Genomic DNA, 23,504 nt, shown 5'->3' with positions numbered 1-23,504 from the left:
TGTTATGGATGTGGAGGTTAAGAAAAACAGCAAAAACGCGCAGCTCAAGGACCATGAAGTCAAAGAATTAATCAAAAAGAGCCAAGAGGGCGACCAGCAGGCAAGAGACCTCCTCATAGAAAAAAACATGCGTCTTGTGTGGTCCGTCGTTCAAAGGTTTTTAAACAGAGGCTATGAGCCGGACGATCTGTTTCAGATCGGCTGTATCGGATTATTAAAATCCGTTGATAAATTCGATTTGTCCTATGATGTCCGTTTTTCAACTTATGCCGTGCCGATGATTATCGGAGAAATCCAGCGCTTCATCCGCGATGACGGAACCGTCAAAGTATCAAGATCTTTAAAAGAGCTCGGCAATAAAATACGCCGGGCGAAAGATGAACTGTCAAAAACATACGGAAGAGTGCCGACCGTCCAGGAAATTGCGGATCATTTAGAAATTGATGCGGAGGATGTGGTGCTTGCGCAGGAAGCGGTGCGGGCGCCTTCATCCATTCATGAGACCGTGTATGAAAATGACGGAGACCCGATCACCCTGCTTGATCAGATCGCTGATCATTCAGAAGAGAAGTGGTTTGACAAAATCGCCCTCAAGGAAGCGATCAGTGATTTGGAAGAACGGGAAAAACTCATTGTCTATCTGAGATATTATAAAGATCAGACACAGTCGGAAGTAGCCGAACGGCTCGGGATTTCCCAAGTTCAGGTATCGAGGCTGGAGAAAAAAATATTAAAGCAGATTAAAGTGCAGATGGATCATACGGAAAGCTGACCTTTTACGGGCCGGCTTTTTTTATTTGTGCATCGGTGGTAATTTATGGTCTTTTGCCGCTGATGAATGAGAACAAAAGTGAACCACATACTACATATATAACCACCCGAAAGATGGTGATGCAAGTGGAAAGACGAATATTTCTCAGACTTCGCCACCGCGTGAAGGCTCATACCGGAGATATCATCACAGTCGGCGACGCCGCGCAGATTGCGGGACAGCAAAAGCTGAAAAAAAAACTGTCGGCACTGCCGCTGTATAAGGTCACGAAAAAAGACAAAAATATCGTCGTGCTGGACATCATAAAAGTGCTGAAAACCATTCATACCGCTTTTCCCGCGCTTGATGTACAGACCGTCGGCGGCGCTGAAACGATAGTGGAAATCCATTACCAGAAAAAGCAGCTGTCAGCCGTTTTATTCGTCGGTGTCTGGCTCCTGCTTTTTATCGGTTCATGTCTTGCCATTATGAATTTTCATGAAGATGTCAGTATGAGAGAAGTTCATATCGCCTTATATGAAATCATAACGGGCGAACGGAATGAATACCCGTATCTGCTTCAGATTCCATACAGCATCGGCCTCGGTCTCGGAATGATCGTCTTTTTTAATCACATCTTCAAAAAACGCCTGAATGAAGAGCCAAGCCCGCTGGAAGTCGAAATGTTTAATTATCAGCTTGATCTCGATCATTATGTTGCAATGCACGAAAATGAAGAGACGATGAAAGATCTGCATGATCGTTAGCATTCTTTTCGTTATATTTGTCGGGCTTGGCGGAGGGCTGACCGTGGGCGCGGGCTTTGTGGCTTTTTTAACCGTTATGGGAATCGTCCCCCGCCTTATGCAGCTGACAAAGACAATGCGCTTTGTACAGGCCTACGAAGGAGCTGTTATTTCAGGAGCTGTGTTCGGCGGCTGGGAAACCTTAAATATGAATCATTTTTTTTTATCTGAATGGCTGGCCGTTCCGGTCGGGCTTTTGGCCGGCATGTTTATCGGCATGCTGGCCGCAGCGCTTACAGAAGTGCTGAATGTGCTTCCCATTCTTGCCAAACGGATCGGCTTCGGCAGCAAAATCATCATATTGCTGATGGCCATTGTGTTCGGCAAAATAGCCGGCTCTTTATTTCATTGGCTGTATTTTATCCATCATTCATAAGGAGGAACCGACGTGACAAACTTAAAAGAAAATTACAAAACAAAAGTGAAAGACTATCAGCCGAAACCGCCATATGTTTGGAATTGCGTCAAAGCCTTTCTGATCGGCGGTTTGATCTGTCTGATCGGGCAGGCTCTTCAAGACTTTTACATCCACTTTTTTAATTTTAATGAAAAAACAGCGGGCAACCCGACGGCCGCCACTCTTATTTTAATTTCCGCTCTTTTGACCGGATTCGGCATTTATGACAGACTCGGGCAGTTTGCCGGAGCGGGTTCAGCCGTGCCGGTGACGGGTTTTGCAAACAGTATGACAAGCGCGGCTCTGGAACACAGAAGTGAAGGACTCGTGCTCGGAGTAGCGACAAACATGTTTAAATTGGCGGGAAACGTCATTGTATTCGGCGTCGTGGCAGCCTATATCGTAGGCCTGATACGGTTTGCTTGTGAAAAACTGTTTTCGTAGGAGGAGAAAAAATGAAATTAACCGGAAAGCAAACCTGGGTGTTTGAAAACCCGTTATTTGTAAATGCGGCGGGGACGGCAGCCGGACCGAAAGAAAAAGACGGCCCGCTCGGTTCGCTGTTTGATAAGACATACGATGAAATGCATTGCAATCAGAAAAACTGGGAAATGGCGGAACGTCAGTTAATGGAAGATGCCATCAACTCAGCTTTGCAAAAACAGAATTTGAAAAAGAGCGATATTGATTTGTTACTCGCGGGGGATCTTTTAAATCAAAATGTGACCGCCAACTACGTCGCCAGACATCTGAAAATTCCGTTCCTCTGTCTGTTCGGCGCCTGTTCGACATCAATGGAAACGATTGCCGTCGCATCCGCGCTCATTGACGGCGGTTTTGCGAACCGGGCGATCGCAGCCACGAGCAGCCATAACGCGACGGCAGAACGGCAATTCCGTAATCCGACGGAGTATGGCGGGCAAAAACCGGATACCGCCACTTCGACGGTCACGGGGGGCGGGGCGGTCATCATCAGCCAAAACCCTTCTGATATCAAGATTACAAGCGCAACAGTGGGAAAAGTAAGCGACCTCGGAATAACAGATCCGTTCGATATGGGATCCGCCATGGCGCCAGCTGCCGCCGACACAATCAAACAGCACCTGCAGGACTTAAACCGCACGGCGGATGATTATGATCTGATTTTAACGGGAGACCTTTCAGGCGTCGGCTCGCCGATCGTGAAAGATTTGCTCAAAGAAGAAGGCTATCCCGTCGGAACGAAACACGATGACTGCGGTCTTCTCATCTATACGCCGGACCAGCAGGTGTTTGCGGGCGGAAGCGGCTGCGCCTGCTCCGCGCTTGTTACGTACACACATATTTTTAATCAATTAAAAGCAGGGGCTCTGAACAGGGTGCTCGTTGTCGCGACAGGTGCGCTTTTAAGTCCGACAATGATCCAGCAGAAGGAAACCATTCCGACCATCGCGCACGGTGTGGTATTTGAGCGGGCGGGAGGTGCATCATAAATGGAATATCTGTTGGCTTTTGTTTGCGGGGGAATCATATGCATTATCGGTCAGCTGCTGCTTGACATTTTTAAACTGACACCCGCCCATGTGATGACAACTTTTGTCGTCATCGGCGCCTTGTTGGATGGGTTCGGAATATATGACAAATTTATCGAATTTGCAGGTGCGGGCGCGACGGTTCCCATCGTCAGCTTCGGTCACAGCTTATTGCACGGCGCCATGCATCAAGCTCACGAGCATGGATTTATCGGGATCGCCATGGGGATTTTTGAACTTACTTCCGCCGGTATATCTTCAGCGATTTTATTCGCATTTCTTGTAGCCATTATTTTTAAACCGAAAGGATAATGCCTGATGACGAAACGGAAGGTCATTCTTGTGACAGACGGGGACGTATACGCCGCCAAAACAATTGAATATGCCGCGGAAAAAGCAGGCGGACGGTGTATTTCCCAATCAAAGGGCAATCCGTCAACCAGAAGCGGCCCCGAACTTGTTCAGCTGATTAAAGCCGCGCCGAATGACCCGGTGTTTGTCATGTTTGACGATTCAGGCCTGCAAGGGGAAGGGCCGGGCGAAACGGCGCTGAAATATGTCGCCTCACATCAGGACATTGAAGTGCTGGGGGTGATTGCGGTCGCTTCTAAGACCCATCAGGCTGAATGGACGAAAGTCGATGTCTCCATTGACCGTGATGGAGAAGTGACGGAGTATGGCGTCGATAAAACCGGAATGAGAGAAATGGACGAGCACAGAATGAACGGAGATACGGTGTATTGTCTGGATAAATTGGACGTTCCCCTCATTGTGGGCATCGGCGACATAGGAAAGATGGGGAGAAAAGATGACATATCCAAAGGCTCGCCGATTACGATGAAGGCGGTCGAATTCATTTTAGAAAGGAGCGAAAGCCATGCCGGAAAAACCGGAAAATATGATCAAGGTATACCGGGATCCTAGAAAAAATGAACAATTTTTTAAAGACCGCGTCGGTATGGGAACGAGCTATGATGTCGGCGTCCGCAAAGTTCGAGTATTAGACCGGGAAGTCCAGATTTACTTTGTCAACGGATTAACCGATACTTTGTTTATCATTCATTTAATGGAACAGCTCGTCGACGTTAATAATTATGATGAGAATGCGGATGAAGCGATTGACGTTGTTGAAAACAGGCTTGTCAATCAGCAGGTTCAAAAAGTCAAAACGCTCGACGAAGCAACAGATCAAGTGCTTTCCGGACTTGTGGCCGTTATCGTTGAAGACGCGGGCTTCGCCTTTATCGTTGACGTCAGAAGTTACCCCGGACGCACACCGGAAGAACCGGATACGGAAAAGGTCGTCCGCGGGGCAAGAGACGGTTTTATCGAAAATATCGTTATTAATACAGCATTGATCAGAAGACGAATCAGGGACGAAAGGCTCCGCGTCAAAATTACGAAAGTCGGCGAGCGCTCTAAGACCGATCTTGCCATTGTGTATATAGAAGACATCGCAGATCCGGACCTTGTCAGCATCGTCGAAAACGAAGTGAATGCGATTGACATTGACGGATTGACGATGTCTGATAAAACGGTGGAAGAATTCATCGTCAAACAGGGCTACAACCCGTTTCCGATGGTCAGATACACGGAGCGGCCGGATGTGGCCGCCAATCACATTTTGGAAGGGCACGTCATCATTGTCGTTGATACGTCACCGAGCGTGATCATAACGCCGACAACGATTTTTCACCATGTTCAGCATGCGGAAGAATACAGGCAGGCGCCTTCAGTGGGAACATTTTTAAGATGGATCAGGTTCTTCGGTATTATCGCTTCAACGGTTCTGCTTCCGATCTGGTTCCTCTTTGTTCTTGAACCGTCTCTTCTGCCTGAAAGATTGGATTTTATCGGTTTAAATAAAAATACGCATATCCCGATCATTCTGCAAATCTTTTTGGCCGATTTGGGGATTGAGTTTCTCAGGATGGCCGCGATCCATACGCCGACCGCTTTATCCACCGCCATGGGTCTGATTGCGGCGGTGCTGATCGGTCAAATCGCCATAGCGGTGGGGCTGTTTTCAGCAGAAGTGATTCTGTACGTATCGATCGCCGCCATCGGATCATTTACCACGCCGAGCTATGAGCTCAGCCTCGCCAATAAAATGATACGCCTCATCTTAATGGTGCTCGTGGCCATTTTCCAAGTGAAAGGCTTTGTGATAGGCTTTACATTGCTGCTGATCATAATGGCGAATATCCGCTCGTTTCATACGCCGTATTTATGGCCGTTTTTACCGTTTAACGGCAAGGCGCTGTGGCAGGTGCTCGTCCGGACGACAGTGCCGGGAGCGAAAGTCAGACCGAGCATTGTTCACCCGAAAGACCGTCAAAGACAGCCAAGCGGTTCATAATCGCATTGAAACCGACAGAAGATTATGATATTGTATGTCTTAACTTATACGGGACTTGTATAAGGACAGCTCAAAAGAAGCTGTCCTTTTCACCCATAGGCGGATCAGAAAGAGGGAATGAGCATTGTTCTTACATGGCACAAGCAGACAAAACAAACTAGGTCATTTGGAAATCGGAGGTGTGGACGCGCTGTATTTAGCGGAGCATTACGGCACGCCTCTTTATGTTTACGATGTGGCTTTAATACGTGAGCGCGCTAAAAGCTTTAAACAGGCATTCATTGACGCGGATTTAAAGGCGCAGGTCGCGTACGCGAGCAAGGCGTTTTCTTCCGTTGCGATGATACAGCTCGCTGAGCAGGAGGGGCTCTCATTGGACGTTGTATCCGGCGGAGAGCTGTTCACGGCGGTTGCGGCTGGTTTTCCGGCTGACAGGATTCATTTTCACGGCAACAACAAAAGCAAAGAAGAGTTGAAAATGGCGCTCGATCATCAAATCGGCTGCATCGTCGTTGATAATTTTTATGAAATATCCTTACTCGCGGAACTGTGCCGCAAATCAGGGCGCACAATGGATGTGCTTCTCCGGATCACTCCGGGGGTAGAGGCCCATACGCATGATTATATTACAACGGGGCAGGAAGATTCCAAATTCGGTTTTGATCTGCATAACGGGCAAATAGAAAAGGCGATTGAACAAGTATTGCAGTCAGACCATATCCGCCTTCTCGGCGTTCACTGCCACATCGGATCGCAAATTTTTGATACGGCGGGCTTTGTGCTGGCCGCAGAAAAAATCTTCGCAAAACTGAATGAATGGAGAGAATCATTCGGCTTTGTCTCTGAAGTGCTGAATTTAGGGGGCGGCTTCGGCATCCGCTACACGGAAGAGGATGAACCCCTTCATCCCGCCGTTTATGTGGAAAAAATTATCGAAGCGGTAAAAGAAAACGCAGCGCGGCACGCTTTTGACATTCCGGAGATCTGGATTGAACCGGGACGCTCGCTCGTCGGAGACGCCGGAACGACGCTTTATACCATCGGTTCGCAAAAAGAAGTGCCCGGCACCCGTAAATATGCAGCGGTTGACGGGGGCATGAGCGATAATATCCGTCCTGCGCTGTATCAGGCGAAATATGAAGCCGTATCGGCAAACAGAATCGGAGAACATCACGACAAAACGGTATCCATCGCGGGTAAGTGCTGTGAAAGCGGGGATATGCTCATTTGGGATATAGACCTTCCGGAAGTGAAAGAAGGCGATCTTCTCGCCGTTTTCTGCACGGGAGCGTACGGATACAGCATGGCTAACAACTACAACCGCATTCCGCGTCCCGCCGTCGTTTTTGTGGAAGACGGCGAAGCGCATCTTGTCATTAGAAGAGAAACTTATGAAGACATTGTAAAACTGGATCTGCCGTTTAAGACGGGGGTCAAACAATAAATAAAAAAGAGACCGGAACAATGGCGTCCGGTCTCTTTTTGCGTTCAGCTGTCAGAACTTGATCCGCTGTCTCCTGTAAATACAGACACGATCGCATTCCAAATCGAAGCGAAGAAATCAATAACTTTTTGAACAAAGCTTTTGCCTTCATCGGATTGAATGAACTTCGTGATTTTGTCTTTTGCCTTATCGAGCTGGCTGCCGACTTGGCCCCAATCAATCTTTGCATTTTTCATTTTATTAAACAATGAAACGAGCTGGTCTTTTTGAGCGTCAGTCAGTGTAATATTAAGGTTTGAAGCCGCATCATCGACCTTTTTCTCGATTCCTTCTTTTGTATCGGGCACACCGTTTTTCGCGAAATCATCTTTAATGTTTGCGATAAGCGCGGAGGCGTTTTTATCCCCGATTTTATCCCCGAGATTTGAAGTGGTGACAAGCTCTTGGTTGGCGACCTGTTTTACATCTTCTGAAATTGCTTTGTCTGATGAGACTTCATATGCCTTGATGATTCCCGTTAATGCTGCGGTGCCTGATACCTCAAACGGCGCCGTCACGTATACTTTCGCATCTTTCACTCCTGCTGTCATCAGGGCGTTTAAGTACATTTCATCCGTAATGGAATCGATATTATGGGTCTTAACGTCAAGCCCGGACCCTTTCTTTGCCACCGTAATGGATGACGAAGAGATGGCTCTTGTGCCGATTTGGGCGTTCGATATATATTTTCCCAGATATTCATGTTCTTCTTTATTTGTGACCGTCACTTTTGTCGCGTTATCAGGGACATTTAATTCGTCAAGCACTTTCTGACGGTTTTCGTTTGACAGATCCGCCCCCAGTGTGACGATGACATCTCCGACTGCGGCATCGGCCAGGCTGATTTTCGGTATTGTGCACAATACAACGGCCGCCGCCAGCAATCCAATCCACATTTTTTTCAAAGCGGTTAACCTCCTTCTTTTCACAAATGCCGTTTTGAAGCGGTTTGTGAGGACCTGCGTGAAGCAGTTCCGATACATAGACGGCTGTGAAGCTGTTCTGGTTTCATTTTCTTTCTGCGGAAGCGGGGAGATTCGTTTTCCGGCTGAAGGTGTGGTATAATAGCCGCGAAAAGAAGAGCAGAGGCCTCTTCCTTCAAAAGAATATCAAAAAGAAAGCCGGCTTACAATTGAAATTCATATTGAAGAAGGCTTTGACAAAAAACAATACGGAAGTAGGAATGAGAATGAAAACTGGTTACATCGAAATGGAAAACGGCAGCAGAATCGAATTTGAACTTTATCCGAATGAAGCGCCTAATACAGTCGCTAACTTTGAAAATTTGGCGAATACGGGCTTTTATGACGGCGTTATTTTCCACCGCGTGATTCCGGGCTTTGTCAGCCAAGGCGGAGATCCGACTGGGACAGGCATGGGCGGAAGCGGAAAAACGATCAAATGTGAAACAGAAGGCAATCCGCATAAACACGAAGCCGGTTCTTTATCAATGGCGCATGCCGGTAAAGACACGGGTTCAAGCCAATTCTTCATCGTACATGAGCCGCAGCCGCATTTAAACGGCGTTCATACTGTATTCGGAAAAGTGACAAGCGGTTTAGAGCATGCGAAAAACATGTCTAACGGAGACAAAATGAAAGAAATCCGTGTAGAAGGATAATGACAGAAAACCCGCCTTTTTCAGGCGGGTTTTTTATGTACATGAAAATTCTCATGTGTAAATCATGAAAAAATACATATATGAACATCGGTGATCATTCTGGTATAGTGAAAAAGACCGATTACAACAATGAAAAGAGGTAGAAACGTTGGTTCAATTGGCAACCGTTTTATTTGTCATTATCATTCTCGCACTTATGATTTGGTTCAGGGTGAAAAAGGGAAACAGGCCGATTAAAGGCGGCGGCTTCGGCATCATTCTCCCGCTTTTGATTATCGCCGTCATTTTCACATTCAGTATCAGCCAGCTCATGAATATCCCGGGAAAGCCGTTTCATTTTCCCGCTCTTTGGGAGCTCGCCATCGCCGGACTGTTAGGCGCGGTATTCGGTGTCATCATGCTGTCGCAAACCGCCTATGAAATCCGGGAAGACGGCTTTGTCTACTCCAAGCGGAATAAAAACTTTAAATATGTCATTATCGCGATTATTGCGATCCGTATCGCGCTCAGCCAATATTTCAAAAACATTGACGCGGCGGAATTCGCCGTTTTAACGATGGAGCTTGCTTTTGTGTATTTATGTATTTGGCGGATCGGAAGCTTCGTGAAATACCGTAAAATCAGCAGATCCGGCTTATAAAATGAAAAAAATGGATGGGGTGCGGGGCTTATTTGCCCTCTGTGCAGGGATTCATGGTAAAATAAAAACGACCATGGCTAATGGGAGGAAATCACTTGAAATCAGAAAAAGAAAAAACTTCTAAAAAAAGCGCCGTACTTGATTGGGCGAAAGCCATTATCATCGCTGTCGTTCTGGCACTGCTCATCCGAAACTTTTTATTTGCCCCTTATCTCGTTGATGGAAGATCAATGGATCCGACGCTGCATGACCGCGAGAGAATCTTTGTCAATATGACGGTCAAATACATAAGCGACTTCAAACGCGGCCAGATCGTCGTGCTGAACGGAGAAAATGAGCACTATGTCAAACGGATTATCGGACTTCCCGGCGACACGGTGCAAATGAAAAACGATCAGCTGTATATCAACGGCAAAAAAGTGTCCGAACCGTATTTAGCGGCAAACAAGAACAAGGCGAAGCAAGACGGCTATGACCGGCTGACAGAAGACTTCGGCCCGGTGAAAGTGCCGGACGACAAATATTTCGTCATGGGTGATAACCGCAGAGAATCTATGGACAGCCGCAACGGCCTCGGTCTTTTTACGAAAAAACAAATAGCGGGCACATCAAAATTCGTCTTCTTCCCGTTTAACGAAATTCGCAAGACGAAATAAACCGTACAGGCAGTTTTCTTCATGAGAAAACTGCTTTTTTTATATAAATTTATCTCTCCACCCTCAAAAACAGAACATAAATTCGTATATCTATTTAATAGATAGAAAGTTTTACAGATACATGAAACATCTTCCCTTTATGAAACGTTATATGAATAACTCACGCAGGGAAGAACGGTTTTCTATTCATGAAAAAAAGGAATATGACATAGTAATGAATAGATTGATACGGGCTGGAGGTAGAAAAATGGGAAGAATTAAAACAAAAGCAGCCATTTTACTTGTACTGCTGCTGTTATTAGCGGGCGGTTATATGGTCATAAACGATATTGAACTGAAAGACGTGCCGACTGCAATCGGACAAACCCTGTCCCAGGAAAAAGAAGAATATACAGTCAAAACATATAAAATTACGAAAATCGAAGGAACTGAGTATCACGGTACGGCAGCGAACGGCACAAAAATTATTTTTAACGGCGACAAGCTGAAACAGGATCTCTCCGATGTGAAAAAAGGTGATAAGATTAAAGCGTACTTCAGCAAATCAAACCGGATTGACGGCTTATTGAAGGTCGTCAAAGTGAACGAATAAATAAAGACGCCTTTTATGGGAAAAGGGCGCTTTTTATTTTTCTGAATAATGAGGTGCAAATTCATTGCGCCTGCCGCAAAGGATGTTATAATAGCGGATAAGGACAAAAAAATATTGATTGTATCCTTCGGGGCTGGGTGAAAATCCCGACCGGCGGTAATAAGGCGCTTTGCGCTTTACAGCCCGTGACCCGTATGCATCTGTATACGGTGGATTCAGTGAAAAGCTGAAGCCGACAGTGAAAGTCTGGATGGGAGAAGGATGAGAGAAGCTATGCAAAAAATAAACTTGCTGTATAGTCTTATTTCCTATGGATTAAAACTGGCAAAGCCCCGAACTGTGTAAACATTCGGGGCTTTTTTGACGCCAAATTGCGTGGAAGAAGGGAGGGATAACGATGGATGAATATTATATGAATACGGCAATAGAACTTGCCAGACGCGGTGAAGGACAGACACAGTCCAATCCTCTTGTCGGCGCTGTCGTCGTCAAAAACGGACAGATCGTCGGAATGGGCGCCCATTTGCAATACGGAGAAGCGCATGCCGAGGTTCACGCGATTAATATGGCCGGCAGACACGCAAAAGGCGCCGATTTGTATGTGACGCTGGAGCCTTGCAGCCATTACGGAAAAACACCGCCATGCGCCGAACTGATAATAAAGTCGGGGATAAAAAGGGTGTTCATTGCTGTGAAAGATCCGAATCCGCTTGTAGCCGGAAAAGGCATCGGAATGCTGGCAGCAGCGGGCATCGAAGTGAAAACCGGACTTCTCAGGCAGCAGGCAGAAGAGCTGAATAAAATGTTTCTTCACTTCATGCGGACCGGACTTCCGTATGTCACCTTGAAAGCGGCCGCGAGCCTTGACGGGAAAACAGCGACTGAAACAGGTGACAGCAAATGGATTACATCAGAGGCGGCAAGGCTTGATGCCCAGCAATACAGGAAATCGCATCAAAGCATTCTTGTCGGAGCAGGCACAGTCAAAGCCGATAATCCGAGCCTGACCTGCAGGCTTCCTGATGCGGTGAAGCAGCCGGTCAGAGTGATTCTCGATACAAAGCTGACCATTCCTGAAACGGCAAATGTGCTCACTGACGGCGCTGCGCCGACATGGATATTTACGGCCAAAGGTGCAGACGTGCAAAAGAAAGACCGGCTGACCGCACTCGGAATAAAAGTTTTTCCGCTGGAAACAGACCGCATTCACATCCCTGAGGTGCTCAGTATTCTCGCTGAAAACGGCATAATGTCCGTTTATGTGGAAGGCGGAGCATCCGTACACGGAAGTTTTGTCAAGGAAGGCTGTTTCCAAGAGCTTCATTTCTATTTCGCCCCTAAATTAATCGGAGGAACGCTTGCTCCCAGCTTGATCTCCGGTGAAGGTTTTCAATCAATGAAAGATGTCCCCCATTTACAATTCACACAAATCACCCAAATCGGGCCGGATATAAAACTGACGGCCATACCTAAAGATGGAAAGGATGGTGACGATGTTTACAGGAATCGTTGAAGAAACAGGCACGATCCAAGCAATCAAAAAGACAGGCCTTTCCATGGCATTAACCATCGCCGCTTCAAAAGTGACAAGTGATGTGAAGCTTGGCGACAGCATTGCGGTAAACGGCATCTGCCTGACCGTAACCGGATTTTCTGACAATCAATTTACGGTTGATGTCATGCCGGAAACAGTGAAAGCCACTTCGCTGAACGGCTTGTCAAAAGGCAGTAAAGTAAACCTGGAAAGAGCGATGTCCGCCAACGGACGGTTCGGCGGCCACTTTGTATCAGGGCATGTGGACGGAACGGCGGAAATTACGCGGATCGAGAAAAAAAGCAACGCGGTCTATTACGATTTAAAACTTTCGCCGGAATTGACAAAAACGCTCGTATTGAAAGGTTCAATTACGGTAGACGGCGTGAGCCTGACGATTTTCGGTCTATCAGACGAAAGCGTGACGGTATCCATCATTCCGCATACCATCTCAGAAACGATTTTTCAGACGAAAACAGTCGGATCAACCGTAAATATTGAGTGTGACATGATCGGCAAATACTTATACCGCTTTTTGCACAAAACAGAACAAACGAAAAGCAATCAAACTATCACGGAAGCCTTTTTAAGCGAGAACGGCTTTTAGAAAGGAAGATCGATATGTTTCATCCGATAGAAGAGGCGTTAGAGGCGCTGAAAAAAGGTGAAGTCATCATTGTTGTCGATGATGAAGACAGAGAAAACGAAGGAGATTTCGTAGCGCTGGCTGAGCATGCCACGCCTGAAGTGGTGAATTTTATGGCGACCCATGGGAGAGGCCTGATCTGCACGCCGCTGTCTGAAGACATCGCCGGCCGGCTGGATCTTCACCCGATGGTCGATCATAATACGGACTCACATGAGACCGCCTTTACGGTCAGTATTGACCACAGGCTGACAAAAACGGGCATCAGCGCTCAAGAACGTTCTTTTACCATTCAGGCGCTGTTGAACGAGGAATCTGTGTCTGACGATTTTCAGCGTCCGGGCCACATTTTCCCCTTAATCGCAAAAAAAGGAGGCGTCCTGAAGCGGGCGGGCCATACGGAAGCAGCCGTTGACCTTGCAAAAGCCTGCGGATCTCAGGGAGCGGGCGTCATTTGTGAAATTATGAATGAAGACGGCACAATGGCCAGAGTGCCGGAGTTAGCCGAAATCGCCGAACGCCACCAGCTGAAAATGATTACGATAAAAGACTTAATAGAGTACCGTTACAACATTACGACACTTGTGAACAGAGAAGTTGATATTACGCTGCCGACTGACTTCGGCACGTTTAGAGTTTACGGATATACAAACGAGGTTGACGGAAAAGAACATCTCGCCTTTGTCATGGGGGATGTCCCGTTTAACAGCGAACCCGTTCTTGTCAGAGTGCACTCAGAATGCCTGACGGGCGATGTGTTTGCATCCCATCGCTGTGATTGCGGACCTCAGCTTCATGCCGCGCTTGCGCAAATTGCTGAAGAAGGCCGCGGCGTTCTATTGTATTTGCGCCAGGAAGGCAGAGGAATCGGTTTAATCAATAAGCTGAAGGCGTACCGATTGCAGGAACAAGGGTACGACACGGTTGAAGCGAACGAAGCGCTCGGCTTTCTGCCTGATCTGCGCAACTACGGCATCGGCGCCCAGATTCTCCGCGACTTAGGGGTTCAGCATATGAAACTTTTAACCAATAACCCCCGGAAAATCGCCGGCCTCGAAGGATACGGTCTCAGCATTTCAGAACGGGTGCCGCTTCAAATGGAAGCGAGTGAGCATAACAAACAGTATTTACAGACCAAAATGAAAAAACTTGGACATCTGCTCCATTTCTAAAAACAAATCTCACAAAAAAGGATGGATAACATATGAATATCATACAAGGAAACCTAGTAGGAACAGGACTTAAAATCGGAATCGTCGTCGGCAGATTTAATGAATTTATAACGAGCAAGCTGTTAAGCGGAGCGGAAGACACGCTGCTTCGCCACGGTGTAGAATCAAACGACATTGACGTCGCTTGGGTGCCGGGAGCGTTTGAAATCCCGTTTGCGGCAAAGAAAATGGCGGAAACGAAAAAATACGATGCCGTCATTACGCTCGGCACGGTTATCAGAGGAGCGACAACGCATTACGACTATGTCTGCAATGAAGCGGCAAAAGGCATCGCCCAGGCGGGAACGGCGACGGGCGTCCCGGTTATCTTCGGCATCGTGACGACTGAAACCATTGAGCAGGCCATCGAACGAGCCGGAACAAAAGCCGGAAATAAGGGAGCGGATTGCGCAGTATCTGCCATTGAAATGGCAAATTTAAACCGCTCATTTGAATAATTTGTTGAAAAGCGTTTAAAACCGCGGCGAAAATGATATAATGTGAGAAAACGGATCGCCTTATGTATCCGTTTGATAGGACATGAATGGACATTTTGGATATAGAGGGGTTTTTATGTTAATTCGTTATAAAAAATCGTTTGAAAAGATTGCGATGGGTCTTCTGTCATTTATGCCGAATGAAAAAGATCTCAAGCAGCTTCAGCAGACAATAAAGGACTATGAAACGGATACTGGCCGCCAGCTCTTTCTTTGGAAAGAGGATGAAGATATCGTCGGAGCGATCGGAGTCGAAAAAAAGGACTCAGAGGTTGAAATCCGGCATATCAGCGTGAATCCTTCTCACCGCCATCAAGGAATCGGAAAGCAAATGATGGACGCCTTAAAACGTCTGTTCAAAACGGAGGCACTCGTTCCGAATGAATTAACGCAAAGCTTTTTTGAACGCTGTCAACATCAAAAAGATCAGGATATCTCATATAATAACTGACAAATGCTCCCGGAATCTTCACGGTTTCGGGAGCTGTTTTGATATAGAAAAAGCAGGGCTGACCGTCAGCCTCTGCTTTTTTTTCTTCTCTCCATTTCCCGTTCGCGTTCCTTAATGACATCCGTCCTGTCCCGCAGGCGGTGTTTATGAATAAGAAAGGTATCTGATACGCCGTCTTGCCCCCATGTATAACCCTTTTGGCGGCATTCGGCAAGACATGCTTCTTTCAGGGCTTCATCTGTAATCGGAAGCATAACACTTCTGTAAGGCAGGCCCGCTTCTATATCGTCTGACAGCGTTTCTATCAGCTCAATCAGCTTCGGATGGCTGAGCCCGAGAGAACAGACCGCCTGCTTTTCAGACCGCAGAATACGTAAGCTGTTGGCAATCAGCCGTTTCGCCCCGGCTTCATTTCCCCTGCGCTGGTGATACAGAGCGACGGCAAGCTGAATCAGGCCGACCCAATGAATGCTCCGCTTTTCAGCCGGGCTTTCTTTCCAATGTTCCTCTAACAGTTCATGACACTCAAAATAATCTCTTGATGCGTGAAATTCGGCCAAAAAGCCGATATAAGCTTTAGGATACAAGCCGCTTCCTCCTTTTATGCTAAAACCAGTGTACCACAGCGCTATGAAAAGGAAAAAAGAGCGGCTTGGTGTCTGAAGCCTGAGGAACTAGCAGATGTAAGATGCCCCTACGACAACGAGCAAAATAAACAGAACGACAATTAATGCAAAACCTCCGCCGAAACAAGCTCCGCTCATGTGAAATCAGCCTCCCTTTGTTTCAAGTTTACACGGCTATCATATGTGCATCCGCCTTTAAAGGTATAGGCGTATATCTTCTTTTTCAGTATTTTCTAAATAACGGAGGACGTGTATAAAAGTATTGGACGAGAGCATTTCGGTGGATTATACTAAAGGGTAGCCAGTTTTTCCGGCAATGAGAGTGATACTGAAAATGGTGAGATAATGGTAGAATATCAAGTGAAAATTGATACGTTTGAAGGCCCATTGGACCTGCTGCTTCATCTGATTAACCGTCTTGAAATCGACATATATGACATACCCGTGGCAACCATTACTGAACAATATTTATTATATGTACATACAATGCAAGAGCTTGAACTTGATGTCGCCAGTGAATATCTGGTCATGGCGGCGACGCTTCTCAGCATTAAAAGCAGAATGCTGCTTCCGAAACAAGAGGAAGAGCTGTTTGAAGACGAAATGCTTGAAGAAGAAGACCCTCGGGACGAGCTGATTGAAAAGCTGATTGAGTATAGAAAGTATAAAACCGCTGCGAAGGATTTAAAAGAGCGGGAAGAAGAAAGACAAAAGTCATTTACAAAGCCGCCGAGTGATTTAAGTGAGTATGCAAAAGAAATCAAACAGACCGAGCAGAAACTGTCGGTGACCGTTTATGACATGATCGGCGCGTTTCAAAAGGTGCTTCAGCGTAAAAAAATCACGCGGCCGAAAGAAACGACCATTACAAGACAGGAAATACCGATTGAAGACAGAATGAAAGAAATCGTAAAAAGTTTAAAAACGGCGGGGAGAAGAATAAACTTCACGGAGCTTTTTCCTTCTCGGCAAAGGGACCATCTCGTCGTGACGTTTTTAGCAGTCCTGGAACTGATGAAAAATCAGCAGATTATCATTGAACAGGAAGAAAACTTTTCAGATATATACATTACGGGGAGTGAATCCATTCATGGCGTTTGATATCGTGAATTGGAAAGCGATTGTGGAAGCCCTGCTGTATGCGGCGGGTGATGAAGGACTGACCAAAAAGCAATTGGTGACGGTGCTTGAAATAGAAGAAGCGGAACTGGCCGGAATCATGGAAGAAGTGGCCGCTCAGTACAAGGAAGACGACAGAGGCATCGAGCTTACCGAATATGCGGATACGTATATGCTTGGAACGAAAAAAGAATTCGTGCCTTATTTGAAAAAACTAATCGAAGTGCCGTCAAAAGGGCTGTCACAGGCTTCTTTGGAAGTGCTGGCGATCGTTTCGTACAAGCAGCCGATCACACGGGCGGAAATTGAAGATATCCGGGGCGTGAAGTCTGAGCGGATTCTGCACAGCCTCGTGTCAAAAGCGCTGCTGTGTGAGGTGGGCCGCGCCGACGGTCCCGGCCGGGCGATTTTATACGGCACGACACCGGTATTTCTTGAACAATTCGGCTTAAAGACATTGGAGGAGCTCCCGCCGCTTCCTGAAAATGCGGAGGAAGACGTTCTCCAGGAGGAAGCCGATTTATTCTTTGAAAACTTCAACCAAACTTTTGAGGATATTAAATAATAATCGTTTTTCATCATACGATAGTAGGGAAAGGCCATTGATGAATGACGCAAATGACGACGTACAAGAGAGGAAGGAAACGGACGGAAATGGGAAATTCGATTGTGAGGGCCCATACTGAAGAAACTGGTGAATTTTTAGCCGAGGTTGTCACGATGGTCAGCAGCTATTTAAATCATACAACATTGCCGGAGATGCGGGCTCAAGGAGAGGCGGATGAGGCATACTGCCGCGACGTGCTCAGTGTGCTGAGGAGGATGACCGTCTTTTGCGAAGGCGCCCAGGAAGCCTGCCGGCGGCTCTTAATGCAGGAGCCGTTTCATGAGGTGAGAGCGGAAAAAACGCTGTATAAAGTGTATCATCAGTGCGTGGAAGAGTTTTTCATGCCGAAAAAGGATACATGGTACGAAAACAGCCGCGCCGCTTATACAGGCCAAAGCGCGATTGAATTCTACCAGCAAGTGCCGGATTCGCTGCGGAGCCTTCTGCTTTCGCTCAGCAGTGAATTTCTGCGGATGCGGGAAGAATTGGCGCAATATGAAGCATCAGGCTCAAATATGGCATCAGTCAGATAAAAACTCTTCCTTTTGGGAGAGTTTTTTTATGTGAAAGTGATGCAATTGGTATTCATAAGTCATGGACAGGCGCATAAACTTGTACAAACCCACAACAAGGACGTGAGCATTCATGCGCTTTCTCAAAAAAGCTGCCGTATTTCTTTTGACTTTTGTTATTCTTTTTTCCATTACAGACGGCAATACGGCACATGCCCAAATACATGTCAGCGCAAAAAGCGCGATTATTATCGACGGAGCATCTGGCAGGGTGTTATTCGCCAAGGATGAACATCATAAGCGGCGGATTGCAAGCATTACGAAAATCATGACGGCGGTGCTGGCGATTGAATCAGGGAAGATGGAAGAGACCGTGACGGTTTCCCCGAATGCCGTAAAAACGGAAGGCTCAGCCATTTATCTTCAGCCGGGACAAAAAGTAAAGCTGAAAGATCTCGTTTACGGGCTTATGCTGAGATCAGGAAATGACGCCGCTGCGGCAATAGCGGAATATGTCGGCGGAAGCCTTGACGGTTTTGTATTTATGATGAACAAAAAAGCCGAGCAAATCGGGATGGAAAATACAAAATTTCAAAATCCGCACGGGCTGGACGACCATGAAAATTTATATTCAACGGCGTATGACATGGCGCTTTTGACTAAATACGCGATGAAAATCAAGGAATACCGGACCGTTTCAGGCACAAAAGTGTATAAGGCGGAAACGATGGACCGGGTATGGAAAAATAAAAACAAGCTTCTGACTGGGCTCTACCGTTACAGCACAGGCGGAAAAACGGGTTACACAAAAATCGCGAAACGGACGCTCGTTTCGACGGCTTCAAAAGACGGAACGGATCTCATCGCGGTCACCATAAATGATCCGGATGACTGGGATGACCATATGAATATGTTTAATTATGTCTTTGAGCACTATAAAACCTATGTCGTCGCTAAAAAAGGCGGCATCCCGAAGCTGAAAAAGACGTTTTACGGAAAACACGCTTTTATTGCCCGGGATGTCAAATATTTATTAAAAGAGGATGAAATCGACGATGTAAAAATCCGCACAACCTTAATAAAACCGAAAAAAGCCTGGAAAAAGGACGCCTCTCTCATTCCTGATGTCGTCGGCCGGATGACTGTTATGCATGATGGGAAAGTGATCGCCAAGATTCCCGTCTATTATGAAAACGAGCGCCATAAAAAACCGAAAAAGCATTTCATTGAGACGTTTACGAGCCTGTTTATGAGCGCGGCGGGCGGTTCGTCATGGTCAATTTAATCTGGGTATGTCTGACGGTAATCGGACTTGTCTTTGCGATGTTTAACGGTACCTTGCAGGATGTGAATGAAGCTGTTTTTAAAGGAGCGAAAGAAGCGGTTACGATCTCGTTCGGATTAATGAGCGTCCTCGTCTTCTGGCTCGGCCTGATGAAAATAGCCGAGCAGTCCGGCCTTTTGGATATATTCAGCAGAATGTGCCGCCCGTTTATCTCTAAGCTGTTTCCCGATATTCCCCCTGATCATCCGGCGATGGGATACATCTTATCAAATCTCATGGCAAACTTTTTCGGACTGGGAAATGCGGCGACACCGCTCGGTATTAAAGCCATGGAGCAGATGAAAAAGCTGAATGGAGGTAAGTCTGAGGCCAGCCGTTCCATGATTACCTTTTTGGCGGTAAATACTTCGAGTATTACATTGATACCGACAACCGTCATTGCCGTGCGCATGGCTTATTCGGCGAAATCACCGACCGATATCGTCGGGCCGACCATCTTAGCGACTTTAATTTCGGGGATCGGCGCGATTTTCATTGACCGCTACTTCTGGTACCGCCGCAAAAGAAAAGGGAGGTAAGCGAATGGAAATGGTGAATTGGCTGTCTTTAGCCATGATTCCGATTATTATCGCCGGTATATTGATATACGGCACGATCAAAAAAGTGCCGACGTATGAATCATTCGTTGAAGGCGGAAAAGAAGGAATTGAGATTGCGTTTTCCATCATTCCGTATTTGGTCGGGATGCTGGTGGCGATTACCGTATTCCGGGCCTCAGGCGCGCTGGATTTTGTCATGGGGCTGTGCAAGCCTTTCTTTACAGCGCTCGGCATTCCCGCAGAAGTCGTGCCGCTTGCTCTGATCCGCCCGATTTCGGGGACGGCGGCGCTCGGCATGACGACAGATCTGATCGCCGTGTACGGGCCTGATTCATTTATCGGCAGACTGGCCTCGGTCATGCAGGGATCGACTGACACGACGCTGTATGTCCTGACGGTGTATTTCGGGGCGGTCGGCATCAAAAAAATGGGGGATGCTTTAAAGGTTGGTCTTCTTGCTGATCTGATCGGGGTGGTTGCATCAATCATCATAGTTACGTTATTATTTGGAAGCGCCTGAAATCAGGCGCTTTTTATATATCAGAATAACTCTCCTTGAAAAAGCTTGTTTGTTCAAGGGGAAAAAAGTAAGATTATACTTGAGGTGAACGACATGGAAAGACTGCAAAAAGTTATTGCTCATGCCGGCGTGGCATCACGCAGAAAGGCAGAAGAGCTGATAAAAGAAGGAAAAGTAAAGGTGAATGGAAAAGTAATAACAGAGCTCGGCGTAAAAGTGACCGGTTCTGATCAGATTGAAGTAAACGGATTAAAGGTGGAGCGGGAAGAACCCGTGTACTTTCTGCTTTATAAACCGAGAGGAGTGATCTCAGCAGCTGATGACGACAAAGGGCGGAAAGTGGTGACCGACTTTTTCAAAGAAGTGCCGCAGCGCATTTATCCGATCGGCAGGCTTGATTATGATACGAGCGGACTTTTATTGCTGACAAATGACGGCGAGTTTGCCAACAAACTCATGCATCCGAAATACGAAATTGATAAGACATACGTCGCCAAAGTGAAGGGGATTCCTTCCAAGGAACTTCTGAGAAAGCTTGAGCGCGGCATTCAGCTTGAAGAAGGCAAGACAGCGCCGGCCAGAGCGAAAATGCTTTCCCTGGACAAAAGAAAGCAGACGAGCATTATTCAGCTGACGATTCATGAAGGCCGAAACAGACAGGTCCGCCGCATGTTTGAGGCGATCGGTCATGACGTGCTGAAACTCAAACGTGAAGAATACGCATTTTTAGATTTAAGAGGTCTGCGCACAGGAGACGCAAGAGAATTGACGCCGCATGAGGTGAAAAGGCTGCGGGCTTTAGCTGAACACGGTAAAAACGCTTTCTAATTTTCACATAACCTTCAAAAATTACAAAACGTGTAGATGATATAATTGAATGGATTTGCAGACAGGGGAGGGGAGCAGTGTACAATGAACAAAAAACGGCGGCGTTTATTCATTCGGACCGGCATCCTTCTCATCTTACTCTGCGCGCTCGGATATACCATCTATAATGCCGTTTACACAAACGGAGAGCGTATATCTGAGGGGTCCAAAGCCCCGAATTTCGCGCTGAAAGATACAGAGGGCAGACTCATAGAACTGAGTCAGTTAAAAGGGAAAGGTGTTTTTCTGAATTTCTGGGGAACGTGGTGTGAGCCGTGCAAGCAGGAATTTCCCTACATGGAGAATCAATACAAGCATTTTAAAGACCTCGGTGTCGAGGTGGTTGCGGTAAATGTCGGCGAATCAAAAATTGCAGTACATAATTTTATGAAAACATACGGCGTCAATTTCCCGGTTGCGCTCGATACTGACCGGCAAGTGCTGGACGCGTACGGCGTATCACCTATTCCGACGACATTTTTGATCAATCCCGACGGAAAAGTCGTGAAAGTGGTGACCGGCACGATGACAGAACGCATGGTTCATGACTATATGAATTTAATTAAGCCGGAGGCGTCTTCATGAAAAAGGTCAAATGTGAATGCGGGCACGTGAATCCAGCCGGGACGGTTTTGTGCGAGTCGTGCGGGAAGCCGCTTGATGAACAAAAATCACCGCTTGCCGATATGCGGTACGACGGCAGCGCAAGGCGTTCGCAAACATATAACAAAACAATCGTAGATAAGGTATGGAACTTCTTTTCTTCCGTAAAAGTCGGAATATGGCTGATCGTCATTACTCTGGCGGCGTCTGCTTTCGGCACGGTTTTTCCGCAGGAAGCTTATCTGCCGCCGGGTGCCCAGCCGGATACATATTATGAACAGCAGTACGGCATAATCGGCCAACTGTATTATTTGCTGGGGTTTCATCACCTGTACGGCTCATGGTGGTATATGCTCCTGATCGCATCCATTGGCATATCACTGGTCATCTGCAGCCTGGATCGGGTGATTCCTTTGTACAGGGCGCTGAAAAATCAAGGAGTACGGCGGAATCCGGTCTTTTTGAAGAGGCAGCGTCTATACAGCCGGACAGAAACCGAGCTGAGCGGGGATGCGGCTGATGGCCTCAGAACACGATTGAAAAAAAAGCATTATAGAGTGCGAGAACAAGAGGGAAGCATCCTGGCGGAAAAAGGCCGTTTTTCAAGGTGGGGGCCCTACGTTAATCATATCGGCCTGATCATTTTTCTGATCGGAGCCATGCTGAGATTTGTACCCGGTATGTATGTCGATGAAACGCTCTGGGTCCGTGAAGGCGAAACCGCCCAGATCCCCGGTACTGACGGCAAATATTACTTAAAAAACAACCGGTTCACGATGCAGACATATAACAAAGACACTGAGAAAAAAGTATTCGCCGACGCCATTGACAGAGCCGGAAACGGCAAAGTCGCCAAATCCTTCACTACGGACGCGGTTCTGTACAAGAGGGAAGGCGACATTGTATTCGGTGAAAAGCCGAAGCTTAAAAGAGTCAAAGAAAACAATATCCGCGTCAATGAACCGCTGCGCTTTGACTCCTATTCTGTGTATCAGGTGGACTATAAAGAAAACCAGCTCGATCAGATGGTATTTCAGCTGATCGACCAAAAAACAAAACAGTCATTCGGCAAACTGAAGATCAATCTTCTTGATCCCGACACGGACTACGATCTTGGTAACGGTTACAAAGTGCAGATCGCCAGTTATCTTCCTGATTTTTATTTTAACAAAGACGGAGAACCGAGCACGAAGACGAAGGTTCCTAACAATCCGGCTTTTGTCTTTAAAATCACGGCTCCCGACAAGCCGAAAGGGGAGAAAAGTTTTGTTGCGATTCAGCAGACTGTTGAAGGTTCCGAAAGTAACAAGTACAAATTAAAATTCGACCATGTGGAAACGAAAAACATTACAGGACTCACCGTCAGAAAAGACTTAACCTTATGGGTGCTTGCCGTCGGCGGCGCGATCTTTATGATCGGCGTCATTCAAGGGATGTACTGGCAGCACAGAAGGATCTGGATCAAAACAGGTGATCATGAAGTGCTTGTGGCGGGACATACGAACAAAAACTGGTTCGGTCTGAAAAAGGATATCGAATTTGTTCTTAGCGGGACCGGGATTCAAGAGCCGGCCGATCAAAAAGAATTGGCCAAAAATCAGGCCTAGTGAA

Annotated in this window: 30 protein-coding genes and 1 riboswitch; of the genes, 27 read left to right on the top strand and 3 right to left on the bottom strand. The window is 46.8% G+C overall.

What is annotated here, in order from left to right:
• The first annotated feature begins 4 nt into the window (after positions 1 to 4).
• The 9 genes from sigF to lysA all read left to right on the top strand — a co-directional run bounded on the left by sigF (position 5) and on the right by lysA (position 7,268).
• The gene (gene sigF / locus VP472_RS11175) at positions 5 to 772 is read left to right on the top strand and encodes an RNA polymerase sporulation sigma factor SigF (RefSeq protein WP_003153348.1); all 768 of its coding nucleotides are present in this window, start codon (positions 5 to 7) and stop codon (positions 770 to 772) included.
• A gap of 125 nt (positions 773 to 897) precedes the next feature.
• A complete protein-coding gene (locus VP472_RS11170) occupies positions 898 to 1,518 on the top strand; it encodes a stage V sporulation protein AA (protein ID WP_003153349.1) in 621 nt (206 codons plus the stop codon).
• On the top strand, positions 1,508 to 1,933 hold the full coding sequence (locus VP472_RS11165) for a stage V sporulation protein AB (RefSeq protein WP_003153350.1): 426 nt from the start codon (positions 1,508 to 1,510) through the stop codon (positions 1,931 to 1,933). Before VP472_RS11170 ends, VP472_RS11165 begins: the two co-directional genes overlap by 11 nt.
• A 12-nt stretch (positions 1,934 to 1,945) precedes the next feature.
• Positions 1,946 to 2,398, top strand: a complete 453-nt coding sequence (gene spoVAC, locus VP472_RS11160; RefSeq protein ID WP_003153353.1) for a stage V sporulation protein AC — start codon at positions 1,946 to 1,948, stop codon at positions 2,396 to 2,398.
• 11 nt (positions 2,399 to 2,409) lie between these two features.
• The gene (gene spoVAD / locus VP472_RS11155) at positions 2,410 to 3,426 is read left to right on the top strand and encodes a stage V sporulation protein AD (RefSeq protein ID WP_146277115.1); all 1,017 of its coding nucleotides are present in this window, start codon (positions 2,410 to 2,412) and stop codon (positions 3,424 to 3,426) included.
• Complete coding sequence (spoVAE, locus tag VP472_RS11150) at positions 3,427 to 3,777, top strand: stage V sporulation protein AE (RefSeq protein ID WP_003153356.1); 351 nt, start codon at positions 3,427 to 3,429, stop codon at positions 3,775 to 3,777. It abuts the gene before it with no gap.
• 3 nt (positions 3,778 to 3,780) lie between these two features.
• The gene (locus VP472_RS11145; protein WP_102422741.1) at positions 3,781 to 4,389 is read left to right on the top strand and encodes a stage V sporulation protein SpoVABEA; all 609 of its coding nucleotides are present in this window, start codon (positions 3,781 to 3,783) and stop codon (positions 4,387 to 4,389) included.
• Positions 4,343 to 5,824 (top strand): spore germination protein, encoded by a 1,482-nt coding sequence (locus VP472_RS11140; RefSeq protein WP_003153360.1) that lies wholly within the window; start codon positions 4,343 to 4,345, stop codon positions 5,822 to 5,824. The genes VP472_RS11145 and VP472_RS11140 overlap by 47 nt, the downstream gene beginning before the upstream one ends.
• A gap of 124 nt (positions 5,825 to 5,948) precedes the next feature.
• The gene (lysA, locus tag VP472_RS11135; protein WP_065180565.1) at positions 5,949 to 7,268 is read left to right on the top strand and encodes a diaminopimelate decarboxylase; all 1,320 of its coding nucleotides are present in this window, start codon (positions 5,949 to 5,951) and stop codon (positions 7,266 to 7,268) included.
• A gap of 44 nt (positions 7,269 to 7,312) precedes the next feature.
• Here the strand turns inward: lysA and VP472_RS11130 are convergent, their stop codons facing one another.
• Positions 7,313 to 8,212 carry a DUF1002 domain-containing protein gene (locus tag VP472_RS11130; protein WP_003153362.1) on the bottom strand — a complete coding sequence of 300 codons (900 nt, stop codon included), beginning with the start codon at positions 8,210 to 8,212 and terminating at the stop codon, positions 7,313 to 7,315.
• Between the two features lie 284 nt (positions 8,213 to 8,496).
• Between VP472_RS11130 and VP472_RS11125 the strand changes: the two genes are divergently transcribed.
• From VP472_RS11125 to ribT, 9 genes are all read left to right on the top strand, one after another.
• Entirely contained in the window at positions 8,497 to 8,928 is a 432-nt protein-coding gene (locus VP472_RS11125; RefSeq protein ID WP_003153363.1) for a peptidylprolyl isomerase, read from the top strand.
• Between the two features lie 148 nt (positions 8,929 to 9,076).
• Positions 9,077 to 9,568 carry a CcdC protein domain-containing protein gene (locus tag VP472_RS11120; protein WP_070082052.1) on the top strand — a complete coding sequence of 164 codons (492 nt, stop codon included), beginning with the start codon at positions 9,077 to 9,079 and terminating at the stop codon, positions 9,566 to 9,568.
• An 80-nt stretch (positions 9,569 to 9,648) separates the two neighbouring features.
• Positions 9,649 to 10,224 carry a signal peptidase I gene (gene lepB, locus VP472_RS11115; RefSeq protein ID WP_101562239.1) on the top strand — a complete coding sequence of 192 codons (576 nt, stop codon included), beginning with the start codon at positions 9,649 to 9,651 and terminating at the stop codon, positions 10,222 to 10,224.
• 247 nt (positions 10,225 to 10,471) lie between these two features.
• A complete protein-coding gene (locus VP472_RS11110) occupies positions 10,472 to 10,816 on the top strand; it encodes a hypothetical protein (RefSeq protein ID WP_003153366.1) in 345 nt (114 codons plus the stop codon).
• A gap of 119 nt (positions 10,817 to 10,935) precedes the next feature.
• Positions 10,936 to 11,082: riboswitch (FMN riboswitch) on the top strand.
• 131 nt (positions 11,083 to 11,213) lie between these two features.
• Positions 11,214 to 12,329: a bifunctional diaminohydroxyphosphoribosylaminopyrimidine deaminase/5-amino-6-(5-phosphoribosylamino)uracil reductase RibD gene (ribD, locus tag VP472_RS11105; RefSeq protein ID WP_071391670.1), complete on the top strand. Its 1,116-nt coding sequence runs from the start codon at positions 11,214 to 11,216 to the stop codon at positions 12,327 to 12,329.
• A complete protein-coding gene (gene ribE, locus VP472_RS11100; protein ID WP_007409425.1) occupies positions 12,310 to 12,957 on the top strand; it encodes a riboflavin synthase in 648 nt (215 codons plus the stop codon). The genes ribD and ribE overlap by 20 nt, the downstream gene beginning before the upstream one ends.
• A 14-nt stretch (positions 12,958 to 12,971) precedes the next feature.
• Positions 12,972 to 14,168: a bifunctional 3,4-dihydroxy-2-butanone-4-phosphate synthase/GTP cyclohydrolase II gene (locus VP472_RS11095; RefSeq protein ID WP_003153371.1), complete on the top strand. Its 1,197-nt coding sequence runs from the start codon at positions 12,972 to 12,974 to the stop codon at positions 14,166 to 14,168.
• Positions 14,169 to 14,200: 32 nt separating this feature from the next.
• Positions 14,201 to 14,665, top strand: coding sequence for a 6,7-dimethyl-8-ribityllumazine synthase (gene ribH / locus VP472_RS11090; RefSeq protein ID WP_003153372.1), 465 nt, complete (start codon positions 14,201 to 14,203; stop codon positions 14,663 to 14,665).
• 115 nt (positions 14,666 to 14,780) lie between these two features.
• Positions 14,781 to 15,155, top strand: a complete 375-nt coding sequence (gene ribT, locus VP472_RS11085) for a GNAT family N-acetyltransferase RibT (RefSeq protein ID WP_003153373.1) — start codon at positions 14,781 to 14,783, stop codon at positions 15,153 to 15,155.
• A 65-nt stretch (positions 15,156 to 15,220) separates the two neighbouring features.
• Here the strand turns inward: ribT and VP472_RS11080 are convergent, their stop codons facing one another.
• Both VP472_RS11080 and VP472_RS11075 read right to left on the bottom strand, forming a co-directional pair.
• The gene (locus VP472_RS11080; protein WP_077722539.1) at positions 15,221 to 15,742 is read right to left on the bottom strand and encodes a DUF309 domain-containing protein; all 522 of its coding nucleotides are present in this window, start codon (positions 15,740 to 15,742) and stop codon (positions 15,221 to 15,223) included.
• 87 nt (positions 15,743 to 15,829) lie between these two features.
• Positions 15,830 to 15,919 (bottom strand): YjcZ family sporulation protein, encoded by a 90-nt coding sequence (locus VP472_RS11075; protein ID WP_003153376.1) that lies wholly within the window; start codon positions 15,917 to 15,919, stop codon positions 15,830 to 15,832.
• A gap of 207 nt (positions 15,920 to 16,126) precedes the next feature.
• Between VP472_RS11075 and VP472_RS11070 the strand changes: the two genes are divergently transcribed.
• The 9 genes from VP472_RS11070 (at position 16,127) to resB (ending at position 23,500) form a co-directional block, all read left to right on the top strand.
• Positions 16,127 to 16,882, top strand: coding sequence for a segregation/condensation protein A (locus VP472_RS11070; RefSeq protein ID WP_003153377.1), 756 nt, complete (start codon positions 16,127 to 16,129; stop codon positions 16,880 to 16,882).
• Complete coding sequence (gene scpB / locus VP472_RS11065; RefSeq protein WP_003153378.1) at positions 16,872 to 17,465, top strand: SMC-Scp complex subunit ScpB; 594 nt, start codon at positions 16,872 to 16,874, stop codon at positions 17,463 to 17,465. The genes VP472_RS11070 and scpB overlap by 11 nt, the downstream gene beginning before the upstream one ends.
• Positions 17,466 to 17,554: 89 nt before the next feature.
• Positions 17,555 to 18,040, top strand: a complete 486-nt coding sequence (locus tag VP472_RS11060; protein WP_003153380.1) for a DUF3907 family protein — start codon at positions 17,555 to 17,557, stop codon at positions 18,038 to 18,040.
• Between the two features lie 112 nt (positions 18,041 to 18,152).
• Positions 18,153 to 19,304 (top strand): D-alanyl-D-alanine carboxypeptidase family protein, encoded by a 1,152-nt coding sequence (locus VP472_RS11055; protein ID WP_003153383.1) that lies wholly within the window; start codon positions 18,153 to 18,155, stop codon positions 19,302 to 19,304.
• Complete coding sequence (locus tag VP472_RS11050) at positions 19,292 to 19,882, top strand: nucleoside recognition domain-containing protein (protein WP_003153385.1); 591 nt, start codon at positions 19,292 to 19,294, stop codon at positions 19,880 to 19,882. Before VP472_RS11055 ends, VP472_RS11050 begins: the two co-directional genes overlap by 13 nt.
• Positions 19,883 to 19,886: 4 nt before the next feature.
• Entirely contained in the window at positions 19,887 to 20,423 is a 537-nt protein-coding gene (gene spmB / locus VP472_RS11045; RefSeq protein WP_003153387.1) for a spore maturation protein SpmB, read from the top strand.
• Positions 20,424 to 20,516: 93 nt separating this feature from the next.
• Entirely contained in the window at positions 20,517 to 21,251 is a 735-nt protein-coding gene (rluB, locus tag VP472_RS11040; RefSeq protein ID WP_015388055.1) for a 23S rRNA pseudouridine(2605) synthase RluB, read from the top strand.
• Positions 21,252 to 21,335: 84 nt separating this feature from the next.
• Complete coding sequence (resA, locus tag VP472_RS11035; protein WP_003153391.1) at positions 21,336 to 21,875, top strand: thiol-disulfide oxidoreductase ResA; 540 nt, start codon at positions 21,336 to 21,338, stop codon at positions 21,873 to 21,875.
• Positions 21,872 to 23,500: a cytochrome c biogenesis protein ResB gene (gene resB, locus VP472_RS11030; RefSeq protein WP_146277110.1), complete on the top strand. Its 1,629-nt coding sequence runs from the start codon at positions 21,872 to 21,874 to the stop codon at positions 23,498 to 23,500. The genes resA and resB overlap by 4 nt, the downstream gene beginning before the upstream one ends.
• The last annotated feature ends 4 nt before the right edge of the window (positions 23,501 to 23,504 follow it).

This window comes from Bacillus sp. MT(2024) (assembly GCF_036362845.1).
Classification (GTDB): Bacteria; Bacillota; Bacilli; order Bacillales; family Bacillaceae; genus Bacillus; species Bacillus velezensis.
Note: the sequence above shows the minus strand (reverse complement) of the source record. Positions and strands in the feature narration are given on the sequence as shown.

What these genes read in the sequence shown, in the direction of transcription:
- VP472_RS11140 (WP_003153360.1), top strand. Translation starts at nt 4,343, where the DNA reads ATGCCGGAAAAACCGGAAAATATGATCAAGGTATACCGGGATCCTAGA.
- scpB (WP_003153378.1), top strand. Translation starts at nt 16,872, where the DNA reads ATGGCGTTTGATATCGTGAATTGGAAAGCGATTGTGGAAGCCCTGCTG.
- VP472_RS11055 (WP_003153383.1), top strand. Translation starts at nt 18,153, where the DNA reads ATGCGCTTTCTCAAAAAAGCTGCCGTATTTCTTTTGACTTTTGTTATT.
- VP472_RS11165 (WP_003153350.1), top strand. Translation starts at nt 1,508, where the DNA reads ATGATCGTTAGCATTCTTTTCGTTATATTTGTCGGGCTTGGCGGAGGG.
- spoVAD (WP_146277115.1), top strand. Translation starts at nt 2,410, where the DNA reads ATGAAATTAACCGGAAAGCAAACCTGGGTGTTTGAAAACCCGTTATTT.
- resA (WP_003153391.1), top strand. Translation starts at nt 21,336, where the DNA reads ATGAACAAAAAACGGCGGCGTTTATTCATTCGGACCGGCATCCTTCTC.
- VP472_RS11070 (WP_003153377.1), top strand. Translation starts at nt 16,127, where the DNA reads ATGGTAGAATATCAAGTGAAAATTGATACGTTTGAAGGCCCATTGGAC.
- ribE (WP_007409425.1), top strand. Translation starts at nt 12,310, where the DNA reads ATGTTTACAGGAATCGTTGAAGAAACAGGCACGATCCAAGCAATCAAA.
- resB (WP_146277110.1), top strand. Translation starts at nt 21,872, where the DNA reads ATGAAAAAGGTCAAATGTGAATGCGGGCACGTGAATCCAGCCGGGACG.
- spmB (WP_003153387.1), top strand. Translation starts at nt 19,887, where the DNA reads ATGGAAATGGTGAATTGGCTGTCTTTAGCCATGATTCCGATTATTATC.
- VP472_RS11075 (WP_003153376.1), bottom strand. Translation starts at nt 15,919, where the DNA reads ATGAGCGGAGCTTGTTTCGGCGGAGGTTTTGCATTAATTGTCGTTCTG.
- VP472_RS11050 (WP_003153385.1), top strand. Translation starts at nt 19,292, where the DNA reads ATGGTCAATTTAATCTGGGTATGTCTGACGGTAATCGGACTTGTCTTT.
- VP472_RS11125 (WP_003153363.1), top strand. Translation starts at nt 8,497, where the DNA reads ATGAAAACTGGTTACATCGAAATGGAAAACGGCAGCAGAATCGAATTT.
- VP472_RS11110 (WP_003153366.1), top strand. Translation starts at nt 10,472, where the DNA reads ATGGGAAGAATTAAAACAAAAGCAGCCATTTTACTTGTACTGCTGCTG.
- rluB (WP_015388055.1), top strand. Translation starts at nt 20,517, where the DNA reads ATGGAAAGACTGCAAAAAGTTATTGCTCATGCCGGCGTGGCATCACGC.
- ribH (WP_003153372.1), top strand. Translation starts at nt 14,201, where the DNA reads ATGAATATCATACAAGGAAACCTAGTAGGAACAGGACTTAAAATCGGA.
- ribT (WP_003153373.1), top strand. Translation starts at nt 14,781, where the DNA reads ATGTTAATTCGTTATAAAAAATCGTTTGAAAAGATTGCGATGGGTCTT.
- VP472_RS11060 (WP_003153380.1), top strand. Translation starts at nt 17,555, where the DNA reads ATGGGAAATTCGATTGTGAGGGCCCATACTGAAGAAACTGGTGAATTT.
- ribD (WP_071391670.1), top strand. Translation starts at nt 11,214, where the DNA reads ATGGATGAATATTATATGAATACGGCAATAGAACTTGCCAGACGCGGT.
- sigF (WP_003153348.1), top strand. Translation starts at nt 5, where the DNA reads ATGGATGTGGAGGTTAAGAAAAACAGCAAAAACGCGCAGCTCAAGGAC.
- lepB (WP_101562239.1), top strand. Translation starts at nt 9,649, where the DNA reads ATGGGAGGAAATCACTTGAAATCAGAAAAAGAAAAAACTTCTAAAAAA.
- VP472_RS11095 (WP_003153371.1), top strand. Translation starts at nt 12,972, where the DNA reads ATGTTTCATCCGATAGAAGAGGCGTTAGAGGCGCTGAAAAAAGGTGAA.
- spoVAE (WP_003153356.1), top strand. Translation starts at nt 3,427, where the DNA reads ATGGAATATCTGTTGGCTTTTGTTTGCGGGGGAATCATATGCATTATC.